Here is a 25,712-nt window from a genome sequence, read left to right on the forward strand (position 1 = left end):
ATACAAAAATGCGGTGATATAGCCGATCGAAGCATGATCGGCGCGTTCCGCTCCGCCTCACCTGCTGAGGGCACCCCGTCATGCCGGGCAACAGGCGAGCACTGAGCGTTTTCAGGGTGGCCACTGATCCGGTGACGAGGCCGACGTCCGCAACGCACGAGGCTCCTGTGCCGTTGAGAGAGGTGTTCGACGTCTCAACTCATCAGCGCAGGAGCCTCTCGTTGGTTCCCTATCCTGCCGCACTCGACCTGCCTCACGCCCTGGTCGAGTGGGTAACCATGCTCATCGTCACCCGCGAGGGTGACCGCCGGTGCAAGCTCCCGCCTCACCAGCGTGCTCTCGTCGGCTTGATCTACCTTCGCCAGCACGACCCCCTCACGCAGGTCGCCGCCGGCTTCGGCATGTCCGTCGGCACCGCCACGCCGACGTGACGGCCCTCGTCGATCACCTGTCCCACCGGGCACCCGGCCTGCTGTGAGTCCTGCGGGAGACCGATCCCGAGCACGTCCTGCTCGACGGGACCCTCGCCGAGTGCGACCGGGTCGGCGACAGCCGGGCGGACTCCTCCCGCAAGCACCGCCGCCATGGCGTGAACGTGCAGGTCGTGGCCGATCCCACGGGCAAGCTGCTGTGGATGTCGCCCGCGCCGCCGGGCCGCACCCACGATCTGACCGCGGCCCGCACTCACCGCATCATCCGGATCTGCGAACACGACGGCGTTCCCGTCCTCGCTGACCGCGCCCACATCGGCGCCGACTACTGGGTGACCACGCCGATCAGACGGCTCCCGCACCAGGACCTCAACCCGACCCAACGGACGATCAACCGAGCCCTGTCAGCAGCGCGAGCGCCAGTCGAACGAAGCGTCGCGAGGCTGAAGTCCTGGCGGATCTTCCGCAGGGCCCGTTGCAGCCCCAACCGCGTCGTCGATCTCCGCCGCCGTCCTCACCCTGGAGCGTCAACGCTGAAAACGCTCAGTGCCGAAGGTGGCCGCTCAACGCTGCGATTGCTGACCTGTGTGCCCGTCGCGCATGGGGGCACAGCGTAGTAAATGCCGCCGCGCCGACGGCTATAGGTAGCCGTCTCGTTGTCGGCTGCGTTGCTGCTCCTGCCGCGCCCTTATGCGTGCACGCACGAGAGAGGTCAGGGGAGCGCGGAAGGCCAGAAGAGCCGTGAGGGCGACAGCGACTCCACCCCAGGTGACGAGCGCGTTGCTAGCGGAGTCGACGCGATGCGTCCATGTGTTTTCCACGGCCACATGAACGACTATTGGTGGCTGCAGCGTAGCGAGAGCCCGGTCGGTCGCGCCCTGATAGGTGGTGAGGTTCAGCATCAGCTCGTAATTCCCTGGCTCGGCTGCCGTGATGCTCCACTGCCAGTTGATGGTGTCCCCCGGCTGGGCGATGACTTGACGGGCCTGAGTGTCAGCCAGCAACTCAACTTTGACCTCATGGCCCACGGGGGTTAGAACTGCGCCCTGAACACCGCCGACCTGAAACTGTCGAGTCTCTCCCGAAGGCCGTACGGCTACTTCTGTCTTACCTAGAGCTTCGAGATCGATCTCGTAAATAGTAGAGTCCCCAACCGTGGTTGAGATGTGTTTGCTGTAGCCGAGGAGCCCGCTGAAAAGCTTCCGTCGGTCGTCACGGATCTTGGCTTGGAAAGCCGCCTGATCATTAAGCTTGGGAGGTGGTTCGGGTGGGCTTCCAGCCTGGTTGTTCCTCCCGTACTGTGTAGAGAAGAGGATGCCCACGCCGAAAACACAGCAGGCCGCCGCAAGAAATATCCACAGCGCGAATCGTATTGGATTGCGTCGGCGCAGCCTCGCGCTGGCACCTATTGAAGTGTCCCGATTCTTCCTTCGTTCTCTTCTCTCTCTCAACCTTTTCGGCGCCATCAGCAGTGCTTTTAGTAGCTGGATCAATAACCAGATGATCTGGCCGATTCCGACTAGACAAAGAGCAGAGATGAAGACCAGATACGACATGATCGCGATATCGGCCACTCGACTACCCCCGGATAATGGTTTTTCGGTGATCGCACTGCGTCGAGGACCGGAGCATGATCATTTATCGATATGGAGTCCTGTACGGAGCCCGGTCAGGTGCAGGGCTAGAGATCGTGTGGACCTCAGCGTCTCAAATTCCTCAACGAAGCGAGGGCAGGATCAAGAGCTTCGCGGAACGCGGTGAGTGGAGCGAGGCTTCCCCCGTGAAGCCGTCGCGGCTCTGTCCACCCTCGCTCCGCCCCTGGAGGAGGCGATGAGGGCGATCCGGGAGAAGGCGTTCGTCATCCTCGACGGCACCCCGCTGCCGATCTACCGTATCGCCGCCGACACCCCGTACTGCTCCGGGAAACACAAACGCCACGGCATGAACGTCCAGGTCCTCACCGACCCGTTCGGACGGCTGCTCTGGGCCTCGCCAGCTCTGCCCGGCTCGACTCACGACCTGACCGCCGCTCGACAGCACGGGATCATCGACGCCCTCGCCGCTGCCGGGCTCAAATGCTGGGCGGACAAGGCGTACCAGGGCGCCGGCGGTCCCGTCCGGGTACCGTTTCGAGGCCGCCGCCTCAAGAGTCGCACCCGTCAACACGGGATCCGTGAGACGACGCGGCCCGCCGGGAAGCCGGGGGCTCTGTCGTGTGGTGGGTTGATGTGGTGTGCCCTGCTCGGGCGGGGCCAGTGGTACGCCGGCTGTCCGTGGATGTGTGCCGTAGTGGCCACACTTGATGTTGAACCTCTGACACACACCGGACTTGGTCGTACCTGCCGGACGCTCTGCGGTCACAGGGCGGACGCCGACGCCACCTGGCGTCGGGGGGACAAGCAGGGCGATCGGGGTACCACGATGACGGCTCGTGTCATCGGCAGCTGATGAAGGGCGAACACGTCACCTTCCCGATCCGACCAGGCCCTGACGACCAGGCGTTTCGCGGTGTTCGCCGCCGGGAACCCGGCGGGCCGCCGACGCAGACGAGAGGAACGGACATGAGCGGGCAGCAGGACCGTGACACTGATCGTTACCACCGGGCGCGCAGCGACGAGGAACCCGGTGCCCACTCCGGCGGGGAGCAGCAGGCACGGGACCGGTCGGTGCCGGGCACGGCGAGTGCCAAGGAGGGCTACCAACCCGATCGCGGTACGACGGCGGGCAAGCCCCTGGAGGGAGTCGAAGCACCAGCGGAGGCCGACGCCGAACGCGGCGAAGAAAGCGGAGAGGTCGGAGACAGCTAGTGACCGTGAGCCGCCGACTGCCGTCAGGGAGGACAGTCCATGAGTGAGAGCACGCCGTCGCAGGCCGAGGGCGAGCCCGAGCAGACGAACGGAGCGGAGGGCGAGCGGGAGCAGTCCGGTCGTCGAGACGCGCCCCCTGACCACGCCGTCGCAGGCGGAAGGCGGGGACCATAACGGGGACGGCGACGGAGAGTGGGAAGCCGGCTGGTCCGGTCCGTGAGGCGGTGGCCAGGCCGGAGGGGCCGAGCCGACGTTCCGTCCGGCCGGACGGCCCCTGCCGGGCTCCGGCCCCGCATCCCCAGGGCTGCCTCATGACCTCATGACCGTGTCGGCGCGAAACGTCATGAGGCCATCGCCTGTCCTTCGGCGACCGATCAAGGGGCTGGAGACCGATCAAGGCGCCGGTGCACCAGACGGTTCGTGGCCGAGCTGGCGGCGGGCCGCAGACAGGGCGCTGTCCACGTCTCGTGTCCCCGTGGAAACGCACAGCGTATAGGCGACGTCCTCGATCCTCTGGCGGGCGTTCGGTCCCCCCGCCTCGGCATGCAGCGCGGCGAGCACTTCATACTGCTCGACCAGGTTGCGCAAGATCACAGGATTGGCCATCAACATTGCCGGCTCCCTTCCCGCACCGTCCAATGTCGGTCGTGTTACCGCGCCGTGGCCCCCGACTCCAGGAAAGGCCGGGGATCGGAGTCGGCATCACCAGGCTTCTACGAGTGTCTGTGCCTCACATCGTGCCCCGGGGAGTGCCCCGCCGCGACTCGCCGAGGCGGCGTCCATCAGGCGGCCGAGGCGAACACGGCGCGGCGATCGTCGTTGGTGACACGGCCCAGCGTCACGGCCATCACGCCGACCTGGTCGCCGCCGTCCAGGAGGCACCTGGATTTGTACGCCGTCGTCCTGCGCCACCTCCACGGTCAGCGCGTCGAGGAAGCAGTGCCTGGCGGCGGCATCGGCGATCACCTGCGGCTCCCCGCCCGTGAGGCCGTAAGGGCAGGGAGACGTAGGCCCACGCACGTGGAGGAGGCGTACGAGCCCGAGCCGCCGGCGGACGACGACGTCCGCGTGGACCCGTCAGGCCCGGTGCCCCCGCCCGGTGAGGAACGGGAACGGGCTCAGTGGAAGCCTTGCGCAGCGAACTGGCCCGCCACCTGGAGCGAGCCGCGTTCCCGGCCGATCGGCAGACGGTGCTGGACGTCCTGGAAGCGCACCACGCACCGGACGCGGCGCTGGATGCAGTACGACGGCTGCCGGACGGCGGCGAATACGCCAACGTGGCCGAGATCGTCAGCCCGATCGATCACAGGCCCGAGGGATGAGTCTTCCGTGATGCCGGCCGGCATCCCGTCGGCCACCGGGGTGAAGTGTCGGACCAGCGTGAGGTCGCTGCCGCGCGCGTGGGAGGTATCCGTGCTGGGTGGGGCGTGCGCAACCGGTCGGCCCCCGGCCTCCGAACGACGACGAGTGGAGAACCATGGGACACGGCGGAAACGTCATCCAGGAACTGACCGCGGACCACCGCGAGGTGGACGAACTCTTCGCCCAGATCGAAGCGCTGCCAGGGGCGGACCAGCAGCGACGCGAACTGGCGGACCGGCTCACCATGGAGCTGCTCCGGCACTCGGTGGCCGAGGAGGAGTACCTGTACCCGACGGTGCGCCGGTACGTCGACGGGGGAGACGACCTCGCCGACAAGGAGATCGCCGACCACGGCGAAGTCGAGCGCATGCTCAAGGAGCTCGAAGACTGCCAACCCCAGGAGGAGCGCTTCGACACGCTGATCCTGCGGCTGAAGAACGCCGTCACGGCCCATGTCAGCGACGAGGAGAACCGGCTCTTCCCGCTGCTGGCCGACGTCTGCTCCGCCGATGCCCTGGAAGAGCTGGGTGAGAAGGTCCGCTCGGCGAAGCAGCACGCTCCGACTCGCCCGCACCCGTCCGCGCCGGACACTCCGCCCGCCAACAAACTCCTCGCACCCGGTACCGGCATGGTCGACCGCCTGCGCGACATGCTCACCGGGCGCGGAAAGCAGGGCTGAGAGGACAGCAGCGGCTCCCCGCCCTTCCGGCGCGGCTCGACGCCCGGCGGCCCGGCCCCCTGGCCGCTGCCGACGTCCGTCAAGGTCGGGGCCGGCGAGGACATGGTTAAACCCTCACAGCCAGCAGCCTGCTCCGCAGGCGCCACAGTGACATTGTGCGACTGGGGTTGCGCCGTGGGTGGCACAGTCGGCTGCCTTGCGCCGAGCTGTCTCGAAATGTCTGAGACAACCGCGGCGAAGGCACTCGCGGAGCCGAGCAGCAACGGCATAAGCCTCCGGGACGGAGCCACATTCCATGCGCTCCTCGGCATCTACGCCCTGGTCCACGACCCGGTCGCCGCTCTTGTCGCCGACGGCCGCACAGCTGGGAGCGGCTGCTGAAGGAGGTGACCCGATGAGGATCGCCATGGTGTCCGAGCACGCGAGCCCTCTCGCGGTGCTCGGCGGGGTGGATGCCCGTGGCCAGAACGTGTATGTGGCCCGTCTCAGCGAGGAGCTTGCGGCGCGCGGCCCTGACGTCACCGTCTACACCCGGCGGGACTCCAGGGACATGCCCGACCGGGTGTCCCTGCCCGGCGGTACTGTCGCGGAGCACGTGCCGGCCGGTCCTCCCGAACCGGTTCCCAAGGACGCGCTCTATAACCACATGCAGGACTTCGGGGCGTACCTCGCGCGGGTCTGGGGCCGGGAGCGGCCCGACATGGTCCATGCCCACTTCTGGATGTCGGGCGTGGCTGCCCAGCTGGGTGCCTATCCGCACGGCATCCCGCTCGTGCAGACCTTCCACTCGCTGGGCACCGTCAAGCGGCGCTGCCGGGACGCCAGCCCGCCCCAGGGCATCGCTCTGGAGCGGCAGATCGGCGGCATCTGTGACCGGGTCCTGGCCACCTGTACCGATGAGGTGCAGGAACAGCGTGTCGACCGCTCCCTCCCGGCGGGGACGAGGCCTCGCGCAGGAGAATGGAGAGCTGCAGATGGATGGGACTGTCTACGCGGACGGGGGGGACCCCTATCCCTACCCATGTCACTACAAACGCACTTCTGTCGACCCTGAGGCCTAGGACGCTTCCTTCGGGTCATCTCGCTGACCAGATGAAGATGGCGGCGAGGTGGAGTCCGGCTAGATGTCCTGGTCCGGAGATCCTTTCGCAGTAGCGGCAGAAGCCAGATACAGCCCCACCACATCACGGTCTTCGGCTGACCGGGGGCAGGCGTCCTCACGAGGTGCTCCGTCATCTCTCGTGAGCATTTCCCGATCCTGTCGACCGCCTGCTGCCTCCCGAACCGAAGAACAAACGCTGCTCCGGCGCGGACGTCGATCGAGACTCGGCGGTGTGCTCCGCTGTCGACACGCCAGCGTGGGACGCGACGGTATCGACCCGGAGAGCCAGACCTGCCACAGGGTCGGGCCCTCCGGTTACGGTCCCTGCACGCGGCCGAGCCGGCTTGGCGCCGGATGGGAGTTGCTCAGTACAGGGCGTCGCCCATGGCGGATCCGTCGCCCGTGACGTACGCGCGGATCGATGCCAGGTACTCCTGGCGGCTGACGCGTCCGTCGTTGTCGTTGTCCAGCGCGTCGAAAGCCGCGTCGGCGTTGTCGGCCCGGTTGCCCAGTGCCCGGCGCAGCGTGGTGAATTGCGTCCGGTCCAGGGCACCGTCCTGGTCGGCGTCGGCAAGGTCGAACAGGGCGCCCAGTGCGTGCTGGCAGATGGTGTCGAATTTCTCGGCGTCCACCCAGGCGATGTACTCCTGGTAGGTCATCACGCCGTCGCCGTTGGCGTCCATCGCAGCCCAGGCGCGTTCGCCCGTGGTGCGTGCGGCGATGACCAGGGGGTCGTCGTCGCTGCGTCCGGTCGCTTGCTGAGCCCGTTCGATGCGGACGAAGTAGTCGTGGCGGGAAGCGACTCCGTCTCCGTCGGTGTCCAGCATGGCGTAGATGCGCGCCTTCGGGGTGGTGGGGTCGGCCGGGGCCGTGTGCGGCCTGGTCGAAGGGAGCGGCATGCCGGGTCTTCCTTCCCGTGTGAGGAGTGTACTGGTCGGCGCGGCTGGTCAGTGGGTGAGGCGGAGCACGAGGGTGGAGTCGACGGCGGTCTCGCCGGCGGGGGTGCCGCAGCCGGCGCCGGTGCTGGTGCCCACGGCGTTGATGGTGTCGCTGGCGAAGCGCGTGCTGTCGGGGGTGACGGTGCCGGTGACGACCAGAGAGGCGGTGCCGTTCACCTTCACAACGTCGATTTTGTCGAATCGGAAGGTGGAGGCGGTGTTGTCAGTCCAGTGGACGGTCGTGGTGGAGGTGTCCTCGTGTTCGTCGCCGGTGCATTCGGTGGCCGGCATGGTGACCGTCCGCTCGAAGGTTCCGGCGGCCACGGGTGCGCCGGTGGCGTCCACGCACGTCACGCTGCCGGTCATGGCCAGCGTGTCGGGTACTGGGAGGTTGATCCCGCCTGGATCGACCGCGTTGGCGAAGACGCCGTGGGCGTTCAGCACACAGGTGGCATCGGTCGTGGGTGCGGCGGAGCCGGCGTAGGCCGAGGCCCCGGCGAGCAGCGGTACCGCGGCGAACAGCGATGTGGCGACCAGCAAGCCACTGCGGGCTGCGATCTTCATATTGGTCTCCCGTGCTCTCTGCTGTGGGGAACGGGCGTGTCCGTGGCCAATGAGGACGGCGGGCGGCAAACTCAGAGGCGCTGTGATGCCGGATGACGTCCTGCGCCACAGCGGTCACTGGGTGATCACCTTCCGTGAATCCGCCCTTCGCCCCCCAGCGTGGGCCACGATCTCCTGACAACGTGCCGACGTCGCAGATGACCACCCGATTCGGTGATCGCTCCTCAGCCACCAAGCACTGCGATGTGACCGTGTCAGCCCTGCCCGCCCGGTACCCGGCTCAGATACGCCGGCGGGCTGGGCGGGACTTCGGGCTGCGGCGCGCGGACCCAGCCATGGATATGCATGGTCTCGGTCCCCCAGTAACCCCACTGACCACGCAAATGCACCAACCACCAGACCGCCAATACCGACTCTCACCACCACCGACCCCAAGCGAGGAAGCCCCAACCGAGGGCCGGACCACACGGCCAGCACCTCGCCGTCTCCCTCTTCGTGGCCGGATCGGCGGTCTTTCGGCGTCAGGGCATGGCCGGGTACGCCTGGGATCATGTGGTGGTCCCGCCCGGACTCCCGTCGATCGCCATGGAGGCGCGCTTTGATGGCCCCAGCCGGCATGACCAGCTTCGAGGACGTCTACGCCCTCCCCGACCCCCGCGGGTACTTCGCCGCCCTCGAGCCGTACGCGTACCAGACCCCCGGCCACGCCCAGCCGGTCTTCCGCGCGCTCGCCGCCGAACTCGGGCCGGGGCGGCGCACGGTCCTCGACCTGTGCTGCTCCTACGGAATCAACGCCGCCCTCCTCAACCACGACGTCACCCTCGACGAACTGTTCGCGCACTACACCTCGGCCGGGATAGCCGAACTCACGACCGCCGCACTCGCCGACGTCGACCGTGACTTCTACGCGGCCCGCCGCCGTCCCGACGCCGTGCGGGCCATCGGCATCGACGTGTCACGGCCGGCCCTGGACTACGCGGTAGCCGTCGGGCTGCTCGACGAGGGGCACTGCGTGGACCTGGAACACACCGAACCGACAGAGCGGCTGCATGGCTCACTCGCCGGGACGGGCCTGATCACCGTCACCGGCGGCACGAGCTTCCTGACCGAACGCACCTTTACCCGGCTGTTCACCGCCGTCGGCCACCCCGTGCCAGTGGCGGCCTTCGTCCTGCGTACCCACGACTACGGGCCGATCTCCACCTGCCTGCAGTCGTACGGCCTCACGGTGGAGCGGGCCGCCGGCACCCAACGGCAGCGGCGCTTCACCGACCCGCGGGAACAGCAGCGAGCGGTGGCCACCGTCACCACCCTCGGCGAGGACCCGGCAGGAAAGGAGTCGGCGGGCTATTTCCACACCCGACTACACCTGGCCCGCTGAAACCCATGCCGGGGACCTGGCAGGACCGGTCCCGTGCCAGGCGGGACTTGTACCACCCGACCTACAAGCGGTACGGGACCGCATCCTCGCCTGGATGCCATTCTTCGATGACTACGGCACGACCTCGAGGACGTTCGGATCGCGTCCTGCAGGCCCGGCTACTGCTGGTTCGGCCCAGCCGCCAGGACACCGTCGCTCTCTTCGTCGGTGAGGGTGAGTGTCGGCATGCGCGGCCGGGCGTCGGTGCACTACCAGCTGGTCGAGCTGGAGGCGAAGGCCACGATCGCGCGCGAGCCGGGGCAGTGGAGAGGGATCCGCCTCGCGTGAACAAAGCCACTTCCGGCTGTCGTGGGCAGCTGTCGGCATGGAAGGCATCGTCTTCAAGCGGCTGGACGACGCCTACCACGCGTCGGCGAGGGGGTGGCACACCGAGGCGATCGTCAGCGCGGTCACCGGCAGCCCGGCCGCTCCCCCACCCTGCTGCTCGGCGGATACGACGATGACGAGCACCTGCGGTACACGGGCCGCACCACCAACCTCACCCAAAGCGGCCAGCGGCACGCTCGCTGGCCTCCTCGCCACTGGCTTGGCCCGACCATCCCTGGACGGGCCGGGCGTTCTCCGCTGGGTGGGCCAGCCGGGAGACCCTGCACGTCACGCTGGTGGAACCCAAACTGGTGGTGGAAATCGGCGTCGACGTCGTTGTGCGCTCACGAGGCACGACCAGGGCAGGTCATGAAGCGGGGCGGAAATGGGCGGTGACGGCGGGGCCGACCGAGCCGGGGCCCAACTTCGCACGGATCCGATCCATAGCCTGTTCGGCCATGTGCCGGGACTCGCGTGCCTGATCGAGGCTGATCTGCTGGGCGACCTGGTCGGCGTCGAGCAGGAAGAAGTCGCCAAGGATGTCGCCTCGTTCGCCTCCGGGATCTCGTTGCTGCAGCAGGTTGTCCCGCTGTTCGTGGCCGGAGCCAGCGACGTGGGCGTGCGTGCGGGCCGTTCCTCCCCCGGCGAGCAGCAGCCGTTATGGGAGGCCGCCCCAGGCGTCGAAGCCGGTGGTGATCGCCCCCACAGGTGCCAGACGTCGTCGGGCTGGCGGTGCTCGGCGAGCAGCAGCGTGGCCACTTCGATGTCGGATCCCGTGCCGAACTGACAGTCTGCCGGGTCCTGACCGCTACCACTCGTCGGAGAGGCGGTCGGCGAGCGTCTGGATCTCCGGGTCATAAGGCCAGCGTTCGGCGAGTGCCATCACGGCCGCCCATTGCAGGTACCAGTCGGAGTCGTCGGCGGCCCGCTCGCGTAGTAGCGCCTCGGTGACGGGGTGGTCGCGCCAGCCGCCTGCGAGGGCCCGGATCGCCGCACTCCGGCTGATCGTGCCGGCTCGACTGGTGACGATTCGCTGCAGCAGCGCGCCGGTCTCCGGGTCGGCGCGCCAGCCCGCCGCCAGAAGGTATGTGACGTTCGCGCGCAGGTGTTCGTCGGGATCGTCAACGGCGAGCCGGCGCAGCAGGACGGCGGTCTGTGGGGTGTGACAGCCGGTGACGAGGGCCTGGACGGCTGCCGAACGGACGTAGGGATCGGGGTCGTTCTCGGCTCTGTCGTGTAGCAGCGCGACGGTGTCGGGGTGGTCGCGCCAGCTGGCTCCGAGCGCCCGTACCGCCGTTTTCCGTACATATTTGACATTCTCGGCAACTATGAGTTTATGCAGAAAAGACCGGGTTTGGTCGCTGCGCCATCCGGCGGCGAGGGAAACGACTGCCACCGCGCGGGCCTGCCACTCACCCTTTCCCTTGGCGACGCTGCGCAGCAGTGCCTCAGCGTCGGGATGGCCGGGCCAGACGGAGCCGACGGCCCGCAGTGCGGCCTGTCGCACCGGCTTGCTCGCGCCGGAGGTGGCGAGCTCGCACAGCCACGGCAGCGTTGGCGGATGGGTGTGCCATTCTGTGGCCAGTACCCGCACCGCGGCCATCCGGACCGTGTCGTCGGGGTGAGTTTCGGCCCGTTCGCGCAGCAGCATGGGGGTCTTCGCATCGGTGCGCCGGTCGACGACGAGGGGCTTCAGCGCGGCATGCTGCGGACCCTCTGCGGCGGGCGAAGGCGCCGGCCGGGCTGGGGCAAGGTCGGCGGGTGGGGTCTCGGCGCGGGCGAGCGCCCGTTTCGCGGCCTCTCGCACCCATGGCTCGCTGCCGGCGTCGGCGGCGACCGAACGCAGTAGCGCTACGGTCTGCGGATCGTCGGGCCAGCCCTCGACGAGGATGTGGAACACCCTGTACCGCAGATGCGGGTCTGGATCGCGGGTGGCGCGGTCGCGTACCACGGCCGCAGCGTCCGGGTCGCGCGGCCAGCCGTCCGCGATGGATTCCACCGCGGTGAGGCGGACCGAGTCGTTGCGGTCATCGGTCGCGGATTGGCGTACCAGGGCGAACGTCTCAGGCTCGTTGCGCCAGCCGTCAGCGAGCGCGGCCAGCGCCCCCTGCCGTAGGTACCGGTCGTGGTCGGTGAGGCACGTCTGCAGCCAGTCTCTGGTGGACCGGTCCTGGTGACGGGTCATCGCGAATAGCTGTAGCGAGCGTCTCCTGAGGTTTCCATCGGGGTCTGTCTCGGCGAACTTGCGGAGCAGTCCGGCGACCTGCGGATCGTCGGGCCATTCCTGCAGGAGCGCGCGTAGCGCCTCGTCCCTGTCGGCGGGCTCGGGTCCGAAGACCGCCCGACTGACCAGGCCCTCGCGGAACTCGCCGTTGTCGCGTAGCAGCGCGGCGCCGACCCGCGCGGCCGGCGGTACCTCGGACCAGATGAAGTCCTCACCCTCCCTCGTGACCCTCAGGAACTGACCGCGCGCCAGGTACCAGTCGTGGTACCGCCGACCGATGGCGTTGTTGCGTGCGCCGAGCCGGCCGAGCACAGGCGGTAGCGTCTCCGCGACCGCGCCGGTGACCGGGGAGCTGGGGAAAGCCCGTTCCGCGACCATGTCCTCGATCAGCGCGATCACCGCGTTGACGACGGCGGAACACTGGACGGGTAGCTTGCCGGGATCACGGACCTCGCCGAGGCACCTAGCGGCGAGCACGATGTGGTGTGGCGTCTCGCCCGAGGACGACCCGGGCCGTCGAATGAACCACAGCGGGTCGGCCGCGAGGAGGTGGTCGACGATCTGGCCCGCGAGGCGCGGTTCGACCATTCCCGCGACAAGGACGAGCGTTTCGTGCCAGGTGGGGTCCGCCCAGTGCTTGCCGTACACCTGGTGGATGAGGGCGTCCCCGGTCAGGCTGCGCTCGACGGTCAGCCGGTGCTGGATTTCCGCCGCGGCCTGGTATTCGAGGAAGGTCTGGTGAGGGAAGCCGAGGCCGTCGGCGCGGTGGACCAGTAGTCCGGTGTGCCGGAGAAGGTTCTCCAGGAAGGCATCCCAGCGCTCTGGGCGGATCTTTCCGGGGCGTCGGACGGCTTCGTGTGAGGCCAGTACCTCGGTGACTGGGGTCTTGTGATCGGAAAGCCTCTGGTAAGCCAGGTAGCCGATCAGCTCGGGCAGCCGTTCGTGGACATGCCGTGCGGCGGCTTCGGCTTCCTTGCGCGCCCGCGGACTCTGGACGTTTTCCACGAGGTGCTTGATTGATTCTTCGTGGCTTTTCGCAACTCGCTTGCTCTGGTTGTTCTCGTAGACCAGGTCAGTGAATGCTTCATACACCGCGGCGCGGCCGTCGGGCAGTGGGCTCTCGGGCTTGGCGAGGTAGAGCTGGCACAGCATGAAGGCCATCAGCGGGGTACGGGCCAGCTCGTCCAGGGAGGCGCTGCGGAGCGCACCAGCGAAACGGTGGGCGCGGCGGGTGGCTTCTTGTTGCGGCCAGCGGGTGCGGAAGTACTTTTCCATGTAGGTGTGCAGATCGTGCGACGTGAACGGCTGCAGTTCGTAGTGCGGCGCCTTGAGGCCGAGGACGTGGTCGAGGACGTTGAGTTCGCCCTCGGCCAAAGGGCGGGTTGCTACGACGCACCGGTACAGCGGCGGTTCTGCCGCGACGGCGTTGGCCAGCTTCTCCAACACGGCGCGGCGCTCGTGCGCGTTGGGGAGCTCGTCGAGGTCGTCGACGAGAAGCTGCCAGTGCGCCCCTGTCCAAGGCCGCTGCAGGAAGCGGTCTCGGGTCAGTTTCGGGTGCCGCCCGAACTGGCTGAGCTTTCCGGTGGCGGCGGCGAGCACGTCGGGTACGTGCCTCTCCTCTCCGGTGAAGGCGTGTGCGCTCACCCATACCGGGACGGCCGGATCGGACTTCGCGCTGTTGTGCGTGTTGGCGGGCAGTTCACCGGCCGCGTCGCGCAGCCGCGCGCGCAGCAGCGTGGACTTGCCGGTTCCGGGGCCGGCGATGAGCACGCACAGCCGGTCGGCCTTCCGGAAGACCGCTTCGGCTGGCTCGGAGGGAACGGCAAGGCCGTTACCGCTTCTTCCGGCGGCAGAGCCGTTGCCGGGCACCGCGTGCTCGGCCCGGGCCGCAGGGCGGCTGCGCTGGTGCACGTAGACCTCGTCCAGGGAAGGCGGTTCGGGAATGTCCAGATACGGGTGCTTCTCGGCAGCCTTCCGGGCGGCTGCCAGGTAGCCGCGCACCTCCTCGGGCATGCTGGTCCCGCGGTGGGCGACGCGCTCTTTTTCGGCCTCCGCGTACAGCCGTCGGGCGCGCCGGATGTCCTCCTGGCTCCCGCCCAGCGCTTTGACCAGACGGTCGAGCTGGTCCCGGTCCGCTGGCCGGCTGATGCCGCGCAGCAGTTCACCGACCCGGGTCGGCGCGGACAGGCCCATCTCCGGGGCGATCGCCCGCAGGGACTTCATGCCGTTGTCGGCGCGGACCTTGTCGAGGTGTTTCAGCAAGCGCCGGAACGGTCCCTCGGCAGGCCACGCGGAGTGATCGACCGGCTCTCCCCTGCTCATCGGCCCCTCCGTCCGGTGTCCGGTCACTGTCCTGTGCTCGCCGCCGCCTCCTGACGACATGCCAGGCCGGCGACGGCGGCCGGGGCGGCAGGCCCGGACAGGACGCGGCAGGACACGCAGCCTAGCCAGCCGACGGGCAACGTGGACGCCGTCCACAAAGAAAGGGAGCACACGCAATGCAATCCTGGCTGGTTCTCATCGGCGATGTCCTGGGGTTCTCCGCCGCCGTCGTCGCCCTGTTCACCGAAGCCCTGCGCCGGGGCCGGCGGCGGGCGCGGCACCCCCGGTCCACCGGACCCGGCCGGTCCGGCGGACCCGGCGGATCCGGCGGGCGGCGGTCATGAGGTCAGGCGTTCACCGTGAGAACCGTCTTGCGGTCGGCGCATGCGCACCAGCCGCGCCCGTCGGACGCGAGGGCGGTGACGGGGGCGAGGACCGTAGCCCCCGTCAGGGGCTTCCCCAGTCGACCGACGGCCGGCCCTGGCCTCGGTAGTCGGTGTCGTGTGGCTGGCGCCGCGCCGTGGTGCCCCCAGGGGGTGCTGCGCCCCACCGGGGCCGGCCGGCCCGGGCCCGAACCCGAGCACCCGGGCCCCGTCAGCGGCCCGGCCCCGGCCCCGTGTGCCCGCATGTTCACGGAGTCGATCGCGCAGCGCGACCAGTCCCGCTCTCCACGGGAGCCGAGCTCGTCGAGCACCGGGGCGGTGCAGCTTCCCCCGTACCCGGGCCTTCGACCACTCGGCGAATCGCCGGTGGGCCGTCTCACGACGGCCTCACGGACTCGCGAAGCTGGGCTGTCCGGGATCGGGATGCCGCTGGCATTCCCAACTACCAGACGTGGCCTGCTGCCTGCTCGCCGCGCCCGCGCCGGGTCGGGGGAACCGGCCTCGCCGGGGTGCGGGCGGGGCCGTGACGGTCAGCGGGCACGGACCTCGATGGGGGTGCTTTGGCTCGTCTCACTTCCCACCTGGAACGTCAAAGACGTGCGGCCCGTGGTGTTCGGGTCGATGGCCTTGACGGCCACCCACGCGGTGGACTTGGAGGACTTGCCCGGCAGCGCCAAGTTGACCTTGGAGAAGGTGAGGGTCTGACCGTCCTGGGACAGCTGTCCGACGAAGTTCTTCTGCGCTCCGTCGGAGTCCAGCACGGTCAGCTGGTAGCCGGGGTTGCCTTCCTCCACGAACTGCAGCCCCATCCCTTCGGGCAGGCTGACCTGGACGGTCTGCACGGGGACCGGCCCTTCGGTGGTTTCGAGATGGACCCCGGGATAGCCGACGGGTCCGCCGGCGGTCAGCCTGACGTCCGGCGGTCCGCCCGGGGCGACCGAAAAGCCGGCGCTGCGAGCAGCGGTGTAGCGGAAGTAGACGCTGCCGATCTGGAAGGCGTCTTCCGGCTTGTCCGGATTCCAGCTCAGGGTGCTTGTCTTGCCGTCGGAGGTGTTGGTGGACTGCGGCCAGACCAGGAACCGGTAGTACCCCGGCTTGTCGCCCTCATCCAGCAGGTTGACGGCGTCGAGGATGCGCTTGTTGCCGGTTCCGGCGTCCGCGTGGCCCTTGACGTTGAGCTTGACCGGGGCGGGAGTGAGGTGGGACGGCGTGCCGTCCTCGTGGACCAGCTGGTAGTACACGTGGTCGCTGTTGTTGCCGGCCACGTTGTCCCTGCCCTGGCGGGGGTTGACCAGATCGATGATGAACTTGTCGGCGATGTAGCCGTTGTCCGACACGTAGCCGAAGCCGGCCTGGCTGTTGGGAGTCCCGCCCCAGCCCCTGTCGTAGGGCAGGCGGACGAAGGGCCGCCCGATCCGCCCGTTGTCCGGGTCGTAGCCGGGCCAGAGGACCTCGACCTCCACGTGCGTGATGCGGGTCGTGCCGTCGTTGAGGCTGACCTTGACGCCGAGCTGGTACGTGCGGCTGTACTGGCCCTGCTCCGGTGCGGAGTCGACGTTGAGGTCACCGCGCAGCGTGAAGGTGATGACGTCGGAGTCGGCGAGGAACGTCAGGTCGATCACCTCGTACTCCTGGTCGATGCCCATGCGGCCGCGCGGCACCTCGACAGCGGTGATGTAGGACAGGTCGTCCCGGCCGTAGTAGGCGTACTCAACCTTTGTGATCTTGACGCCCATCGGGACACGGATGCGGCCGTCGTACCGGAACTCGGAGTCCCAGACAGAGAACCGGTTCGCGTATCCGAGGGTTTTGATACTCGTCCGTTCCGGGTCCGACGTGGGAGCGTCGACCGGTGATACCGCTGATACTGGTGCAGTCATGCCAATCTCCTTTCGACTGGAAAATGTGAGGGACAACCGAACGGCGGCAGCTGGCCTATTCGCTCTTCGCGGCCGCCGCGCCCCAGCGGGTGTTGAGCTGCGTGCAGGCACAGCCGCATCGCCGTGCCGCACACGGGATGCGTTTCAGCACAGCTTCTGCCCGTGTTCTTTGGCCTCCGTCTGTGCCGGAACTCGGGGCAACTGCTGAGCAGCCGCCCCGCCGGGCTCTTCGGGCACAGCGGGGACCGTGTGACTGCCGGGTTGCTCAGATGACTCAGATGACTCAGATGACGTTGATGGTGGTGGAGGGTGAGAGACGGTCGCTGACGGAGAATTCGACCCTGGTGGCGCCGGGTGGGGTGGCGTCGGAGGCGCTCACGGCGACCCACATGACCGATCGTGATCCGGCATCGGGGATTCCCAGGTCGACGTGGGAAAAAGTCAGCACCTGCCCGTCGTCGGAGAGGTTCCCCATGTACACGGTGGTGTTGTGGTTGGCGTCCCAGACGGTCAGCTGGTGGTCGGGATTGTCCGGTGTGCCGAACTGCATGTTGAGCTCAGCTGGGAGGGCCGCGGTGACGGTTTCCAGGGGGATGGCCTGTGATCCGTTGTTGCGGACCTCCACGCCCGGGTAGACGGGTGCCCCTCCTCGTTCCGCGGTGACAGGGGCGCCGCCGGGTGTGACGTCGTAGGCGGGTGTGACGACGACCGTGGTGGAGGGGGAGGGCTTGCCCGCGACGGTGAAGGCCAGGCTGGTGGCTCCGAGCGGGGCGTTGTGACCGGCGCTTACGGCGACCCACATCACCGATGTCCCGGGCAGGTTCAGGTCCACGTCGGAGAAGACGAGCGTGGCTCCGTCCTCCGAGAGCCTTCCCATGTACGGTGTCGTCTGCCCGGAGGGGTCTTGGACGGTCAGCTGGTAGTCGGCGAGTGTCTGCGTGCCGAAGAGCAGTCCGCGGTCGGCGGGAAGGGTGACCGACACCGTCACCGGCTCGACGTCCACGTCGGAGTCGACGTGGACTCCCGGATACCCGACGGGCCCGCCCCGCGTCAGTTCCACGTCCGGCGGGCCGCCGGGCGTGAGTGTGAACTCCGCCCACTGCAGTACTACTTGACCGTGGTTGTCCGCGTCACCGACGGGAGACTGGTACAGGGGATCCTCCTTGCCGCCCGCCTGGGCGCCATTGCCGGCCACGGTGCGTCCTGCGGTGACGCCAGGGCCGCTCACAAAACTGCTGCCACCTCCACCACCGCTGCCCCAGTAGCCCTGTGAGGAGGCAAGGGTGATCCCTCCACCGCCTCCCGCGTAGCCGGCGCCTCCACCTGTTTCACCGGCGCTGTAGCCTGCGCCCCCGCCTCCCCCCATACCCGGGATCGGCACCTGGCCCCCAGGATTTCCTTTTACGTTGGGGCCGCCGTTCTGGCCGGTGTTGCCACCACGCCCGCCATAGTTGCTGCTCCAGGAGCTGCCGGCACCGCCCGTCGAACCCGATGCTCCGCGTGCCACCGTGCCGGTCCACCCACCCCGCGACTGGGGCTGCCCGTCGGAACCGCTGGTGCCGCCGCCCGCCCCGCCGCGCGCATCAATGAGACCCGGCCGCGAGCACGCGCCTCCTCCTCCGGCGATCAGCAGCGGCTGTCCCAGCCGCTGGCTGAACAAGCCGCTCATCCCGCCCCCACCGTGGCTTGCTCCCAGGTCGACAACGATCCGCAAGGTCTCCCCGGGGACGACGGCGATGTCCCCGGTGGCGAATCCGCCCCCGCCCCCTTGGTCGGCTCCGCCGCCTCCGCCTCCCCAGCAGCGGGCATTGACCGTGGTGACGCCGGGGGGAACCGTGAAGTCCTGGACGGCTCCGGTGTAGTCGAATCGCAGGATGTGGGTGAAGGGAGCGATCGGTGCGCTGATGGTCGGCGCAATGGCCGCACGTGGCTCGATCACCGTCACGGGTTCGCCGGTGGGGAGAAGCGCTGCCTCGGTCATGACGTGCCTTCCTTTCGTTGCAGGTCGACGGGATCGGTTGTGGTTTCTCTGTGCCCCGCGGCACCATGACGGCCGCAGGCGCGGTTCGTCCCCCGGAGCGCGGAGTCGTCCCCAAGGCTGTGGCTCATCTCGCCCGCATCGACGAGCGTGCCGATGGCGCGCTTGCGTACGCCGTTGGCCATGCGCTTCATGGCCAGCGATTCGATGGCGTCGCACCAGGTGGCGAGGTCGGGTGTGGCGCTCAGTTCGATGGAGCGGGCTGCGGCCCGTTGCGAGGCGCGGGCCCAGTTGTCCGGGTCTTGCAGGGAAGTCAGAGCGTCGATCCAGGCGTTGAGGTCGTCGCGGTAGGCGAAGATGCCCGCTTCACCCAAAGATTCGACGAGTCCGGGGGTGGGGTGGGCGATGACCGGGATGCCCGAGGCGAACGCCTCCACCGCCACCCGTCCCCAGGACTCGTACAGGCTCGGCATGAGCATCACGCGGGAGCGGCTGTAGACGTGTTCGCGCATCTGCTGTCCGGGAACGCCGTCGAGGACCTCGCAGTTGGGCAGCCTGGGCGGAGGCATGATCTGCTGGCCGTAGGCGCCGCGCACACCAAGGAACTTCCACTGAGGTGTCCAGGCGGCGATCTGCCAGAACAGCTCACCGCCCTTGTCGGCGTTGAGATTGACCAGGGTCGCGCAGTCGCCGGGCTGCGTGCGGTACTCCTCCGCGATCACCGGCGGGCGCACGACGATGCTGTGCCGGGGCAGGAACTCGCGCGGGTAGCGGGCGTAGAAGATCTCGCCGTCCCGCCTGATCCACTCGCTGTTGTAGACGACGAGATCAGCGCCCGCCGCGTTGTGGAAGCTGGCGGCGAAGTTGTCGTGGCAGATCACAGCCAGCGGGATGAGACGGTCCCGGGCGAGGCCGGCCACCAGGGGCACGTTCTCGTAGTGGGAGACCAGCACATCCGCCGTGTGGGCCCGGGCGGCAAAGTCGATGCCCTCCTGGAACGGGATGACCCGAACTCCGTCGATCTCGTACGTCTTCTCACTCTTGCCGGGGTGTGACAGCCAGACCTCCACCTTGTGACCGCGCTCGGCCAGGGGGCGCAGCATCGAGTGGAGCATCCACTCCGAGCCGGCGTTGTGGTCCGGTGGATACCCGTACACCCGGGCCACGATGGACACGCGCCGCACGGTCGGTGCCACGGCCAGTCGGTACGGACGCAATGCCAGCTGGTCCACCAAGAAGTCCCTCCGGATGGTGGTGCGTCGAGGCGCGCGAAATCAGGCGGAGCGTGTCTGCCGGCTCCGGCCTCTCATCCATTCAGCCCTGACCCACCCACGCGGAACCAGTGCCTCCCTATTGAAACCACCGCTACGTGCGCTGCTGAGGCACGGCATGAAACGCCCAGCTCACAGGCACTCTGGCTCGCGCCGGTCGCAAACCGGCCAACCGCCGCCCCTCACCGGCCACACAGCGCCGGCAGCAGGGCGCAGGGGCCGGTCAGCTGGTTCTGCCTACCGGCACAGGCACCGGCGAGGAGCTGAACGCGGCGGACCAGCAGCGTCGGTTGGGGTCTGGTTGGCGGTGCTGGGCCGACGCCTGCACGCGGCCGCCTCTATGCCGGGCAGAGACAGAACCCAACGCCGCACGACCAGTCTGCCGGGCCGTCGACTGCTGGTCGGTCGAGACCCGCTTGTAGACCAGGTTCGCCATCTGGGGCCCCCTTCCGTCCGGAGATTGGACTCTGTCTGTCACCGAAACCCTGTCATCAATCGCCAGGCGGGGCAGGCCGCTGGCGGGGTCTACTGGGCTGCTGTCGCGGCGGGGATGTCGACGCGGGCGGCCCTGCGGGCGGGCCAGAGCGAGGCGAGCAGCGAGCCCGCCAGGGCGATCAGGATGGTGAGGGCGAGGCGGCCCCAGGGCAGGACCAACTCGTAGCCCGCGACGTTCGCTTGGAGGGTGCGTCCCAGTGCCCAGCCGAGGAAGACGCCCATGACCGTGCCGAGGGTCGCGCCGAGCGCGCCGAGGAGCAGGGCTTCCAGGCGGATCATCCGGGTCACTCCGGCGCGGTCCAGACCGAGGGCGCGCAGCGTGCCGAGCTCCTTGCGGCGTTCGAGGACGGACATGGCGAGGGTGTTGGCGATGCCCAGTGCGGCGATCACCAGGGCCATGCTCAACAGGGCGTAGAAGACGTTGAGCTGGTCGCCGATGCCACGGCTGTCCTGGGCGCGGATGTCTGCCTGGTCGAGGACGCTCAGCGTGGGGTTGTCGCCGAGGGCGTGGGTGACGCCTGCGCGCGCGGCCCGGCTGGGTCCGCCGTCCGTGGCGACGAGGATCCCGGCGGTGCTCGGGGTGGAGTCGTAGCGGGCGACGAGGGAGTCGGGCGCGGTGATGCTGGGCATCAGGTCGCTCTGCTCGTCCGCCTGGTAGATGGCGCCGATGGTGAGGCTGCCGCGCTGGTCGTTCCGCCTCTCCAGGGGCAGGGTCTGCCCGACGTGCCAGCCCGCCTGCTCGGCCTTGAAGTCGGCCACGGCGATCTGGCCCTTGGCAAGGCTGTCGAGGGAGCCTTCGACCACGTCGTACCGCAGGAGTTTGCCGATGGTGGCGGGGTCGACGCCGGTCAGGACGGACTCGCTGCCGTCCAGGCGGTATCCGGTGGACTGGTTGAGCGGGCTGTACGTGGCGCTGGCCAGCTTCTTCAGGGGCGCGGCGGTGGTGGGGGTCATCCGCTGGCCGCCCACGGACTTCACCACGTAGTCGGCGCTGAGGGCGTGGGTGGTCGCGCGGTCGAGGTAGTGGGTGGCCGAGGCCCCCAGGACGGACAGGCCCGAGGCGAGGGTGAGGGCGATGGCGAGCGCGGCAGCGGTGGCGCCGGTGCGGCGCGGGTCGCGCACGGTGTTACGGACGGCGAGGTCGCCGTGCACCGGGGCCAGGCGGGTCAGCAGCGGCCGGAACAGGGTGACGACCGGCCGGGACAGCAGCGGGATGAGGCCGATCGTCCCGGTCAGCGCGATGGCCGCGCCGAGGCCGATGACGGTCCGGGCGTCCTTCCCAGTGGTGAGGGCTCCGTACACGACGGCGGCGGTGCCGGTGAGCACCAGTGCGGCGCCGAGGCCGGTACGCAGGGAGCCGGGGCGTGCGGGGGCCGTGTGCTCGGCGGCGCTGAGCGCGGCGACGGGCGGGATGGCCATGGCCCGGCGGATCGGGAGCCATGCGGCGACCATGGGCAGGAGGGTGCCGACCAGCATGGAGATGATCACGGTGGTCGGGGTGAGGACGAGCGGCGCGGCCGGGGTGTCGGCGAAGAGCGTCTGGAGCAGGGCGGCGACCCCGGTGCCGACGGCGAGGCCGGCCACGGAGGCGATCGCGCCGACGAGGAGGGACTCGGTGAGCAGGATGCGCCGTACCTGCTCGCGGGTGGCTCCGACGGCCCGCATCAGGGCCAGCTCCCTGGTGCGCCGGGCGACCAGCATGGTGAAGGTGTTGGAGATGAGGAAGGTGGCGACGAACAGGGCGACCGCGGCGAAACCGACCAGGATCTGGCTCATGGTGCTGGTGCCGCTGGTGGCGAGGTTCGCCTTGATCTGGGCGAGCCGGGCCCCGGTGACCGCGCTGGTGCCCTTGGGCAGCACCGATTCGACGCGGCTGAGGAGCTGCGTCACGTCAGTGCCGGGCGTGGCCGTGAGTTCGATGTTCTTGTAGCGGCCAGGTTCGAGGAAGAACTTCTGGGCGGTGGCGCCGGCGAACAGCGTCAGGCTGCCCCCGGCGGGGAGCTTGGTCCCGTCGGTGCGGAAGATGCCGCTGAGGGTGTAGGAGGAGGCACCCTTGTTCGTGCCGACGCGCACGGTGTCACCGACGCGGTAGCCGCCCTTGGCGGCGGTGGCCTCGTCGAGGGCGATCGTGTCCTTGCCGGTGGGGCCGGAACCCTCGGTGAAGCGGTACGCGGGGTCGTTGCCGTCCGCGGCCGGGGCGAAGTTGCCGCCCTGGGCGTCCTTGCCGTTGCCGAGGGGCTTGCCGTCGCGGTCGGCGACGGCGGCGAAGCCGTCGACCCGGCCCGCGGCGGCGGCGACGCCGGGGAGTTTGGCCAGCGCGGTCGCGGTGCGGGCGTCGAGGTCGCCCGGTCGGCCGCGGTTTGCGGGGTCGGCATCGGCGGAGACGTTGACGGCGATGCGCTCGTAGCCGTCGGTCGCCTTGGCGGTGGTGGCCTGGTTCAGGCTGTCGCCGTAGACGAGGCTGCCGGTGATGAAGGTGACGCCGAGCATGACCGCGAATGCGGTCATCAGTAGGCGGGCCTTGTGCGCGAACACGTTGCGCAGGGCGGTACGGAACATGGGTGTGGATCCTGGGAGGCCGGCTCGAGGGAGGCGAGCGGATGGGCTGGCTGGCTGGTGCGGTGCCGGTGTACGAGTTGGTCGTCAGCTGGTGCGCGAACGGGTGTCGAAGTCCTTCATCAGGTCCAGGACCCGGTCCGGGGTGGGCTGTGCCATCTCGTCGACCAGGCGGCCGTCGGCGAGGAAGACCACGCGGTCCGCGTAGCCGGCGGCGACCGGGTCGTGGGTGACCATGACCACGGTCTGGCCCAGTTCGCGCACCGAGTCGCGCAGGAAGCCGAGGACCTCGGCGCCGGAGCGGGAGTCGAGGTTTCCGGTGGGCTCGTCGCCGAAGATGATCGCGGGCCGTGAGGCCAGGGCGCGGGCCACCGCTACGCGCTGCTGCTGCCCGCCGGACAGCTGCGCGGGCCGGTGGTGGAGGCGCTGGGAGAGGCCGACCATGGAGATCACACGGTCCAGCCACTGCGGGTCGGGGCGACGACCGGCGATGGTCAGCGGCAGCGTGATGTTCTCCAGGGCGGTCAGCGTCGGCAGCAGGTTGAACGCCTGGAAGATGAAGCCGATCCGGTCGCGGCGCAGCGCGGTGAGCTGTCGGTCGTCCAGCGTGCTCAGTTCGGTGGCGCCGACGCGCACCGAGCCGGAGCTGGGCGAGTCGAGGCCGGCGGCGCAGTGCATCAGGGTGGACTTGCCGCAGCCCGACGGACCCGTGATTGCGGTGAACTCGCCCTCCCGGAAGGTGATGCTGACCCGGTCCAGGGCGACGACACGGGTGTCGCCGCTGCCATAGACCTTCGACAGGTCGGTGGTGGCGGCCGCGATCCCGGTCGTCGTACGCAGCTCGTGCGGGGCAAGGGAGTGGGCGGTCACAGGGGACTCCTCTTCGGGTGCGGAAGGTGCACTTCGAAGGGTGTCCGGGGAACGTATCGGGGTCTGGGCCGCCATGTATCGGCGTCCGCTTCGCTCCGTATCAGTTCTGTAGCAGGGACCGGGCGGTCAGGCCGGCAGGCGCAGGGTGGCGACGGCACCGCCGTCCGGGGCGTTGTCCAGGCGCAGTTCGGCGCCGAGGAGCCGGGCCTGGCCCAAGGCGATGGTCAGGCCCAGGCCGTGGCCCGAGCCGCGCTCCGTCGCGCCCGTGTGGAAGCGGCGCGGGCCGTCGCGCAGCAGGTCCGGGGGGAAGCCGGGGCCGTGGTCGCGGACGACGACGGTACGGCCCTCGACCGTGACCTGTACCGGGGTGCCCCCATGCCGGTGGGCGTTGACGACGAGGTTGCTGACGATCCGCTCGAGGCGGCGCGGGTCGGTCTCCACGGTCTGCGCGGCCTCTTCGCCCAGTGCGTCGGCGACGGTGACTTCGGTGTCGAGGCCTGTGCGCGTCACGGCCTCGGACACGACCGCCCCGAGCGGGACACGGGCGCGGACCGGCTGCTCAGCCCCGGCGTCGAGCCGGGAGATCTCCAGGAGGTCCTCGACCAGGCCGCGCAGGTCGCGCACCCGGGCCCGGAGCAGATCCTCCGTCTCACCGGGCGGCAGCAGGTCGGCGGCGGCCAGCAGACCGCCGACGGGGGTACGCAGCTCATGGGCCACGTCCGCAGTGAACTGCCGCTCGGTGCGCAGCCGTCGGCCGAGACTGTCCGCCATGAGGTCGACGGTGGCGGCGATGTCCGCCACCTCGTCACGGCCCTTGGTGCGCCCGGTGCGGGCATCCAGATCCCCGGCAGAGATTCGGACGGCGGTCTCGGAGACCCGCCGCAGCCGACGCCCCAGCAGCCCGGCTCCGTAGACCGCCAGGGGTACGGCCGCCGCGAGGGCGATCAGCGAGGCCAACGTCATGGTCACGTCGAGCTGGCGCAGGGTGTAGAGCTCCGAGCTCATGTTGATCTGCACGGCCAGCACTGGGCTGCCCGGCCCGCCGATCCGCTGGGCGCCCCAGACGCTCGGGCCCACGTTCCCGTCGACGCGCCCGTCGTAGGCCGTGTGCCGATTACTGTCGGCCGGGTGCCGCAGTGCGGCGGGAAGGCCGGCCGGATCGAGCTCGGCACCGTCGGTGAGGGTTCCGGTGCGCCGGTAGGTGTCCATGGCCGCGTACACGCTGTTGGTGGCCTGTGCCTCGGCCCGGTCGCGGATGTCCTGCGCGGTCCACGTGTGCACGAGCACGCCCACAGCCGCCGCGACCAGGCTGGCCGTGGCCGCGGCCAGCCCCGCGATCTTCCAGCGCAGGGACGCGCGGGCCGGACGCAGCCGGTGGAACGGATGCACCGGCCTCAACGCCTGAGCTTGTAGCCGAAGCCGCGGACCGTCTCGATCCGGTCCCGGCCCAGCTTCCGGCGCAGCCGCTGCACACAAAGGTCCACGACCCGGCTGTCGCCGTCCCAGCCGTACTCCCACACGTCGCGCAGCAGGGTGTGCCGCTCAAGGACGATTCCCGGGTGGGCGGCGAACTCCAGGAGCAGTTTCAGCTCGGTCGGGGTCAGCGCCACCGGGCTTCCCGAGACGGACACCTCCAGGCCGCCGGTGTCGATGGTCAGGTCCCCGAAGACCAGCACCTCTTCCTCAGCCGGTGGCAGCTCGTCGCCTCTGGCCCGCCCGGGTTCCGGTGCGGGTGGTGCGTAGGTCGCCCGCCGCAGCAGCGACCGGATGCGGGCCACGAGCACGCCGGTCTCCACCGGCTTGACCACGTAGTCGTCCGCTCCGGCCTCCAGACCGGCGACGATGTCGAGCCCGTCGCCGCGAGCGGACATCATCAAGACGGGCACCAGGCTGGTCTCCCGGATTCTGCGGCACAGACCGACCCCGTCCAGACCGGGCAGCATCACGTCGAGAATCAGCAGGTCGAAGCTCTCCTCGCGGAAGAGCTCAAGGCCCGCGAGACCGTCGGCCGCGGCCGCCATCTCGTAGCCGTAGCGCTCCAAGGCGACGGTGAAGGACCGGCGCATCAAGTCGTCGTCCTCCACTAGCAACACGCGGACAGGG

Annotated in this window: 20 protein-coding genes and 3 pseudogenes; 10 read left to right on the forward strand and 13 right to left on the reverse strand. The window is 69.3% G+C overall.

The features are described from left to right. Nucleotides 1–221 precede the first annotated feature (221 nt). Nucleotides 222–968 (forward strand): annotated as a pseudogene (locus ACZ7GZ_RS34785) (transposase). 101 nt (nucleotides 969–1,069) lie between these two features. On the opposite strand, the gene ACZ7GZ_RS34790 reads toward ACZ7GZ_RS34785, so the two are convergent. After that, a complete protein-coding gene (locus ACZ7GZ_RS34790; protein ID WP_471030461.1) occupies nucleotides 1,070–2,005 on the reverse strand; it encodes a hypothetical protein in 936 nt (311 codons plus the stop codon). Between the two features lie 208 nt (nucleotides 2,006–2,213). Here ACZ7GZ_RS34790 and ACZ7GZ_RS34795 point away from each other — a divergent pair. Further along, nucleotides 2,214–2,597: pseudogene (locus tag ACZ7GZ_RS34795) on the forward strand (transposase family protein); the annotation flags it as partial. A gap of 395 nt (nucleotides 2,598–2,992) precedes the next feature. Further along, on the forward strand, nucleotides 2,993–3,238 hold the full coding sequence (locus ACZ7GZ_RS34800) for a hypothetical protein (RefSeq protein WP_471030462.1): 246 nt from the start codon (nucleotides 2,993–2,995) through the stop codon (nucleotides 3,236–3,238). Nucleotides 3,239–3,631: 393 nt separating this feature from the next. Here ACZ7GZ_RS34800 and ACZ7GZ_RS34805 read toward each other — a convergent pair whose 3' ends face one another. Beyond that, nucleotides 3,632–3,850: a DUF5133 domain-containing protein gene (locus ACZ7GZ_RS34805; protein WP_471030463.1), complete on the reverse strand. Its 219-nt coding sequence runs from the start codon at nucleotides 3,848–3,850 to the stop codon at nucleotides 3,632–3,634. A 518-nt stretch (nucleotides 3,851–4,368) separates the two neighbouring features. Here ACZ7GZ_RS34805 and ACZ7GZ_RS34810 point away from each other — a divergent pair. The 4 genes and pseudogenes from ACZ7GZ_RS34810 to ACZ7GZ_RS34825 form a co-directional block, all read left to right on the forward strand. Next, nucleotides 4,369–4,560, forward strand: coding sequence for a DUF2795 domain-containing protein (locus ACZ7GZ_RS34810; RefSeq protein WP_471030464.1), 192 nt, complete (start codon nucleotides 4,369–4,371; stop codon nucleotides 4,558–4,560). Between the two features lie 155 nt (nucleotides 4,561–4,715). Beyond that, nucleotides 4,716–5,279, forward strand: a complete 564-nt coding sequence (locus ACZ7GZ_RS34815) for a hemerythrin domain-containing protein (RefSeq protein ID WP_471030466.1) — start codon at nucleotides 4,716–4,718, stop codon at nucleotides 5,277–5,279. 216 nt (nucleotides 5,280–5,495) lie between these two features. Continuing rightward, a complete protein-coding gene (locus ACZ7GZ_RS34820; protein ID WP_471030469.1) occupies nucleotides 5,496–5,660 on the forward strand; it encodes a hypothetical protein in 165 nt (54 codons plus the stop codon). A gap of 13 nt (nucleotides 5,661–5,673) precedes the next feature. Further along, nucleotides 5,674–6,189, forward strand: a pseudogene (locus tag ACZ7GZ_RS34825) (glycosyltransferase); the annotation flags it as partial. A 557-nt stretch (nucleotides 6,190–6,746) separates the two neighbouring features. Here ACZ7GZ_RS34825 and ACZ7GZ_RS34830 read toward each other — a convergent pair. Further along, complete coding sequence (locus tag ACZ7GZ_RS34830) at nucleotides 6,747–7,280, reverse strand: EF-hand domain-containing protein (protein WP_471030470.1); 534 nt, start codon at nucleotides 7,278–7,280, stop codon at nucleotides 6,747–6,749. 48 nt (nucleotides 7,281–7,328) lie between these two features. Further along, a complete protein-coding gene (locus ACZ7GZ_RS34835; RefSeq protein WP_471030471.1) occupies nucleotides 7,329–7,883 on the reverse strand; it encodes a hypothetical protein in 555 nt (184 codons plus the stop codon). 601 nt (nucleotides 7,884–8,484) lie between these two features. On the opposite strand from ACZ7GZ_RS34835, the gene ACZ7GZ_RS34840 reads away from it, so the two are divergent. Beyond that, complete coding sequence (locus ACZ7GZ_RS34840; protein ID WP_471030474.1) at nucleotides 8,485–9,264, forward strand: hypothetical protein; 780 nt, start codon at nucleotides 8,485–8,487, stop codon at nucleotides 9,262–9,264. A 399-nt stretch (nucleotides 9,265–9,663) separates the two neighbouring features. On the opposite strand, the gene ACZ7GZ_RS34845 is transcribed toward ACZ7GZ_RS34840, so the two are convergent. Beyond that, nucleotides 9,664–9,825 (reverse strand): hypothetical protein, encoded by a 162-nt coding sequence (locus ACZ7GZ_RS34845; RefSeq protein ID WP_471030475.1) that lies wholly within the window; start codon nucleotides 9,823–9,825, stop codon nucleotides 9,664–9,666. 190 nt (nucleotides 9,826–10,015) lie between these two features. Between ACZ7GZ_RS34845 and ACZ7GZ_RS34850 the strand changes: the two genes are divergently transcribed. Further along, nucleotides 10,016–10,417 carry a hypothetical protein gene (locus ACZ7GZ_RS34850; protein ID WP_471030476.1) on the forward strand — a complete coding sequence of 134 codons (402 nt, stop codon included), beginning with the start codon at nucleotides 10,016–10,018 and terminating at the stop codon, nucleotides 10,415–10,417. A 21-nt stretch (nucleotides 10,418–10,438) separates the two neighbouring features. Here the strand turns inward: ACZ7GZ_RS34850 and ACZ7GZ_RS34855 are convergent, their stop codons facing one another. Next, a complete protein-coding gene (locus ACZ7GZ_RS34855; RefSeq protein ID WP_471030478.1) occupies nucleotides 10,439–14,176 on the reverse strand; it encodes a HEAT repeat domain-containing protein in 3,738 nt (1,245 codons plus the stop codon). 176 nt (nucleotides 14,177–14,352) lie between these two features. Between ACZ7GZ_RS34855 and ACZ7GZ_RS34860 the strand changes: the two genes are divergently transcribed. Continuing rightward, the gene (locus ACZ7GZ_RS34860) at nucleotides 14,353–14,520 is read left to right on the forward strand and encodes a hypothetical protein (RefSeq protein ID WP_471030480.1); all 168 of its coding nucleotides are present in this window, start codon (nucleotides 14,353–14,355) and stop codon (nucleotides 14,518–14,520) included. Between the two features lie 569 nt (nucleotides 14,521–15,089). Here ACZ7GZ_RS34860 and ACZ7GZ_RS34865 read toward each other — a convergent pair. From ACZ7GZ_RS34865 to cseB, 7 genes are all read right to left on the reverse strand, one after another. Beyond that, nucleotides 15,090–16,439 carry a hypothetical protein gene (locus ACZ7GZ_RS34865; protein WP_471030483.1) on the reverse strand — a complete coding sequence of 450 codons (1,350 nt, stop codon included), beginning with the start codon at nucleotides 16,437–16,439 and terminating at the stop codon, nucleotides 15,090–15,092. 283 nt (nucleotides 16,440–16,722) lie between these two features. Beyond that, nucleotides 16,723–17,634: a hypothetical protein gene (locus ACZ7GZ_RS34870; RefSeq protein WP_471030486.1), complete on the reverse strand. Its 912-nt coding sequence runs from the start codon at nucleotides 17,632–17,634 to the stop codon at nucleotides 16,723–16,725. A gap of 782 nt (nucleotides 17,635–18,416) precedes the next feature. Continuing rightward, the gene (locus tag ACZ7GZ_RS34875; RefSeq protein WP_471030488.1) at nucleotides 18,417–19,613 is read right to left on the reverse strand and encodes a glycosyltransferase family 4 protein; all 1,197 of its coding nucleotides are present in this window, start codon (nucleotides 19,611–19,613) and stop codon (nucleotides 18,417–18,419) included. A 600-nt stretch (nucleotides 19,614–20,213) separates the two neighbouring features. Next, on the reverse strand, nucleotides 20,214–22,742 hold the full coding sequence (locus ACZ7GZ_RS34880; RefSeq protein ID WP_471030490.1) for an ABC transporter permease: 2,529 nt from the start codon (nucleotides 22,740–22,742) through the stop codon (nucleotides 20,214–20,216). A gap of 84 nt (nucleotides 22,743–22,826) precedes the next feature. Next, nucleotides 22,827–23,684, reverse strand: a complete 858-nt coding sequence (locus ACZ7GZ_RS34885) for an ABC transporter ATP-binding protein (RefSeq protein ID WP_471030492.1) — start codon at nucleotides 23,682–23,684, stop codon at nucleotides 22,827–22,829. Nucleotides 23,685–23,735: 51 nt separating this feature from the next. Next, nucleotides 23,736–25,007 (reverse strand): sensor histidine kinase, encoded by a 1,272-nt coding sequence (locus ACZ7GZ_RS34890; RefSeq protein WP_471030495.1) that lies wholly within the window; start codon nucleotides 25,005–25,007, stop codon nucleotides 23,736–23,738. Continuing rightward, nucleotides 25,004–25,702, reverse strand: a complete 699-nt coding sequence (cseB, locus tag ACZ7GZ_RS34895) for a two-component system response regulator CseB (RefSeq protein WP_471030497.1) — start codon at nucleotides 25,700–25,702, stop codon at nucleotides 25,004–25,006. The genes ACZ7GZ_RS34890 and cseB overlap by 4 nt, the downstream gene beginning before the upstream one ends. Between the last annotated feature and the right edge of the window lie 10 nt (nucleotides 25,703–25,712).

The sequence above is a fragment of the Streptomyces sp. NPDC037288 genome (assembly GCF_055603265.1).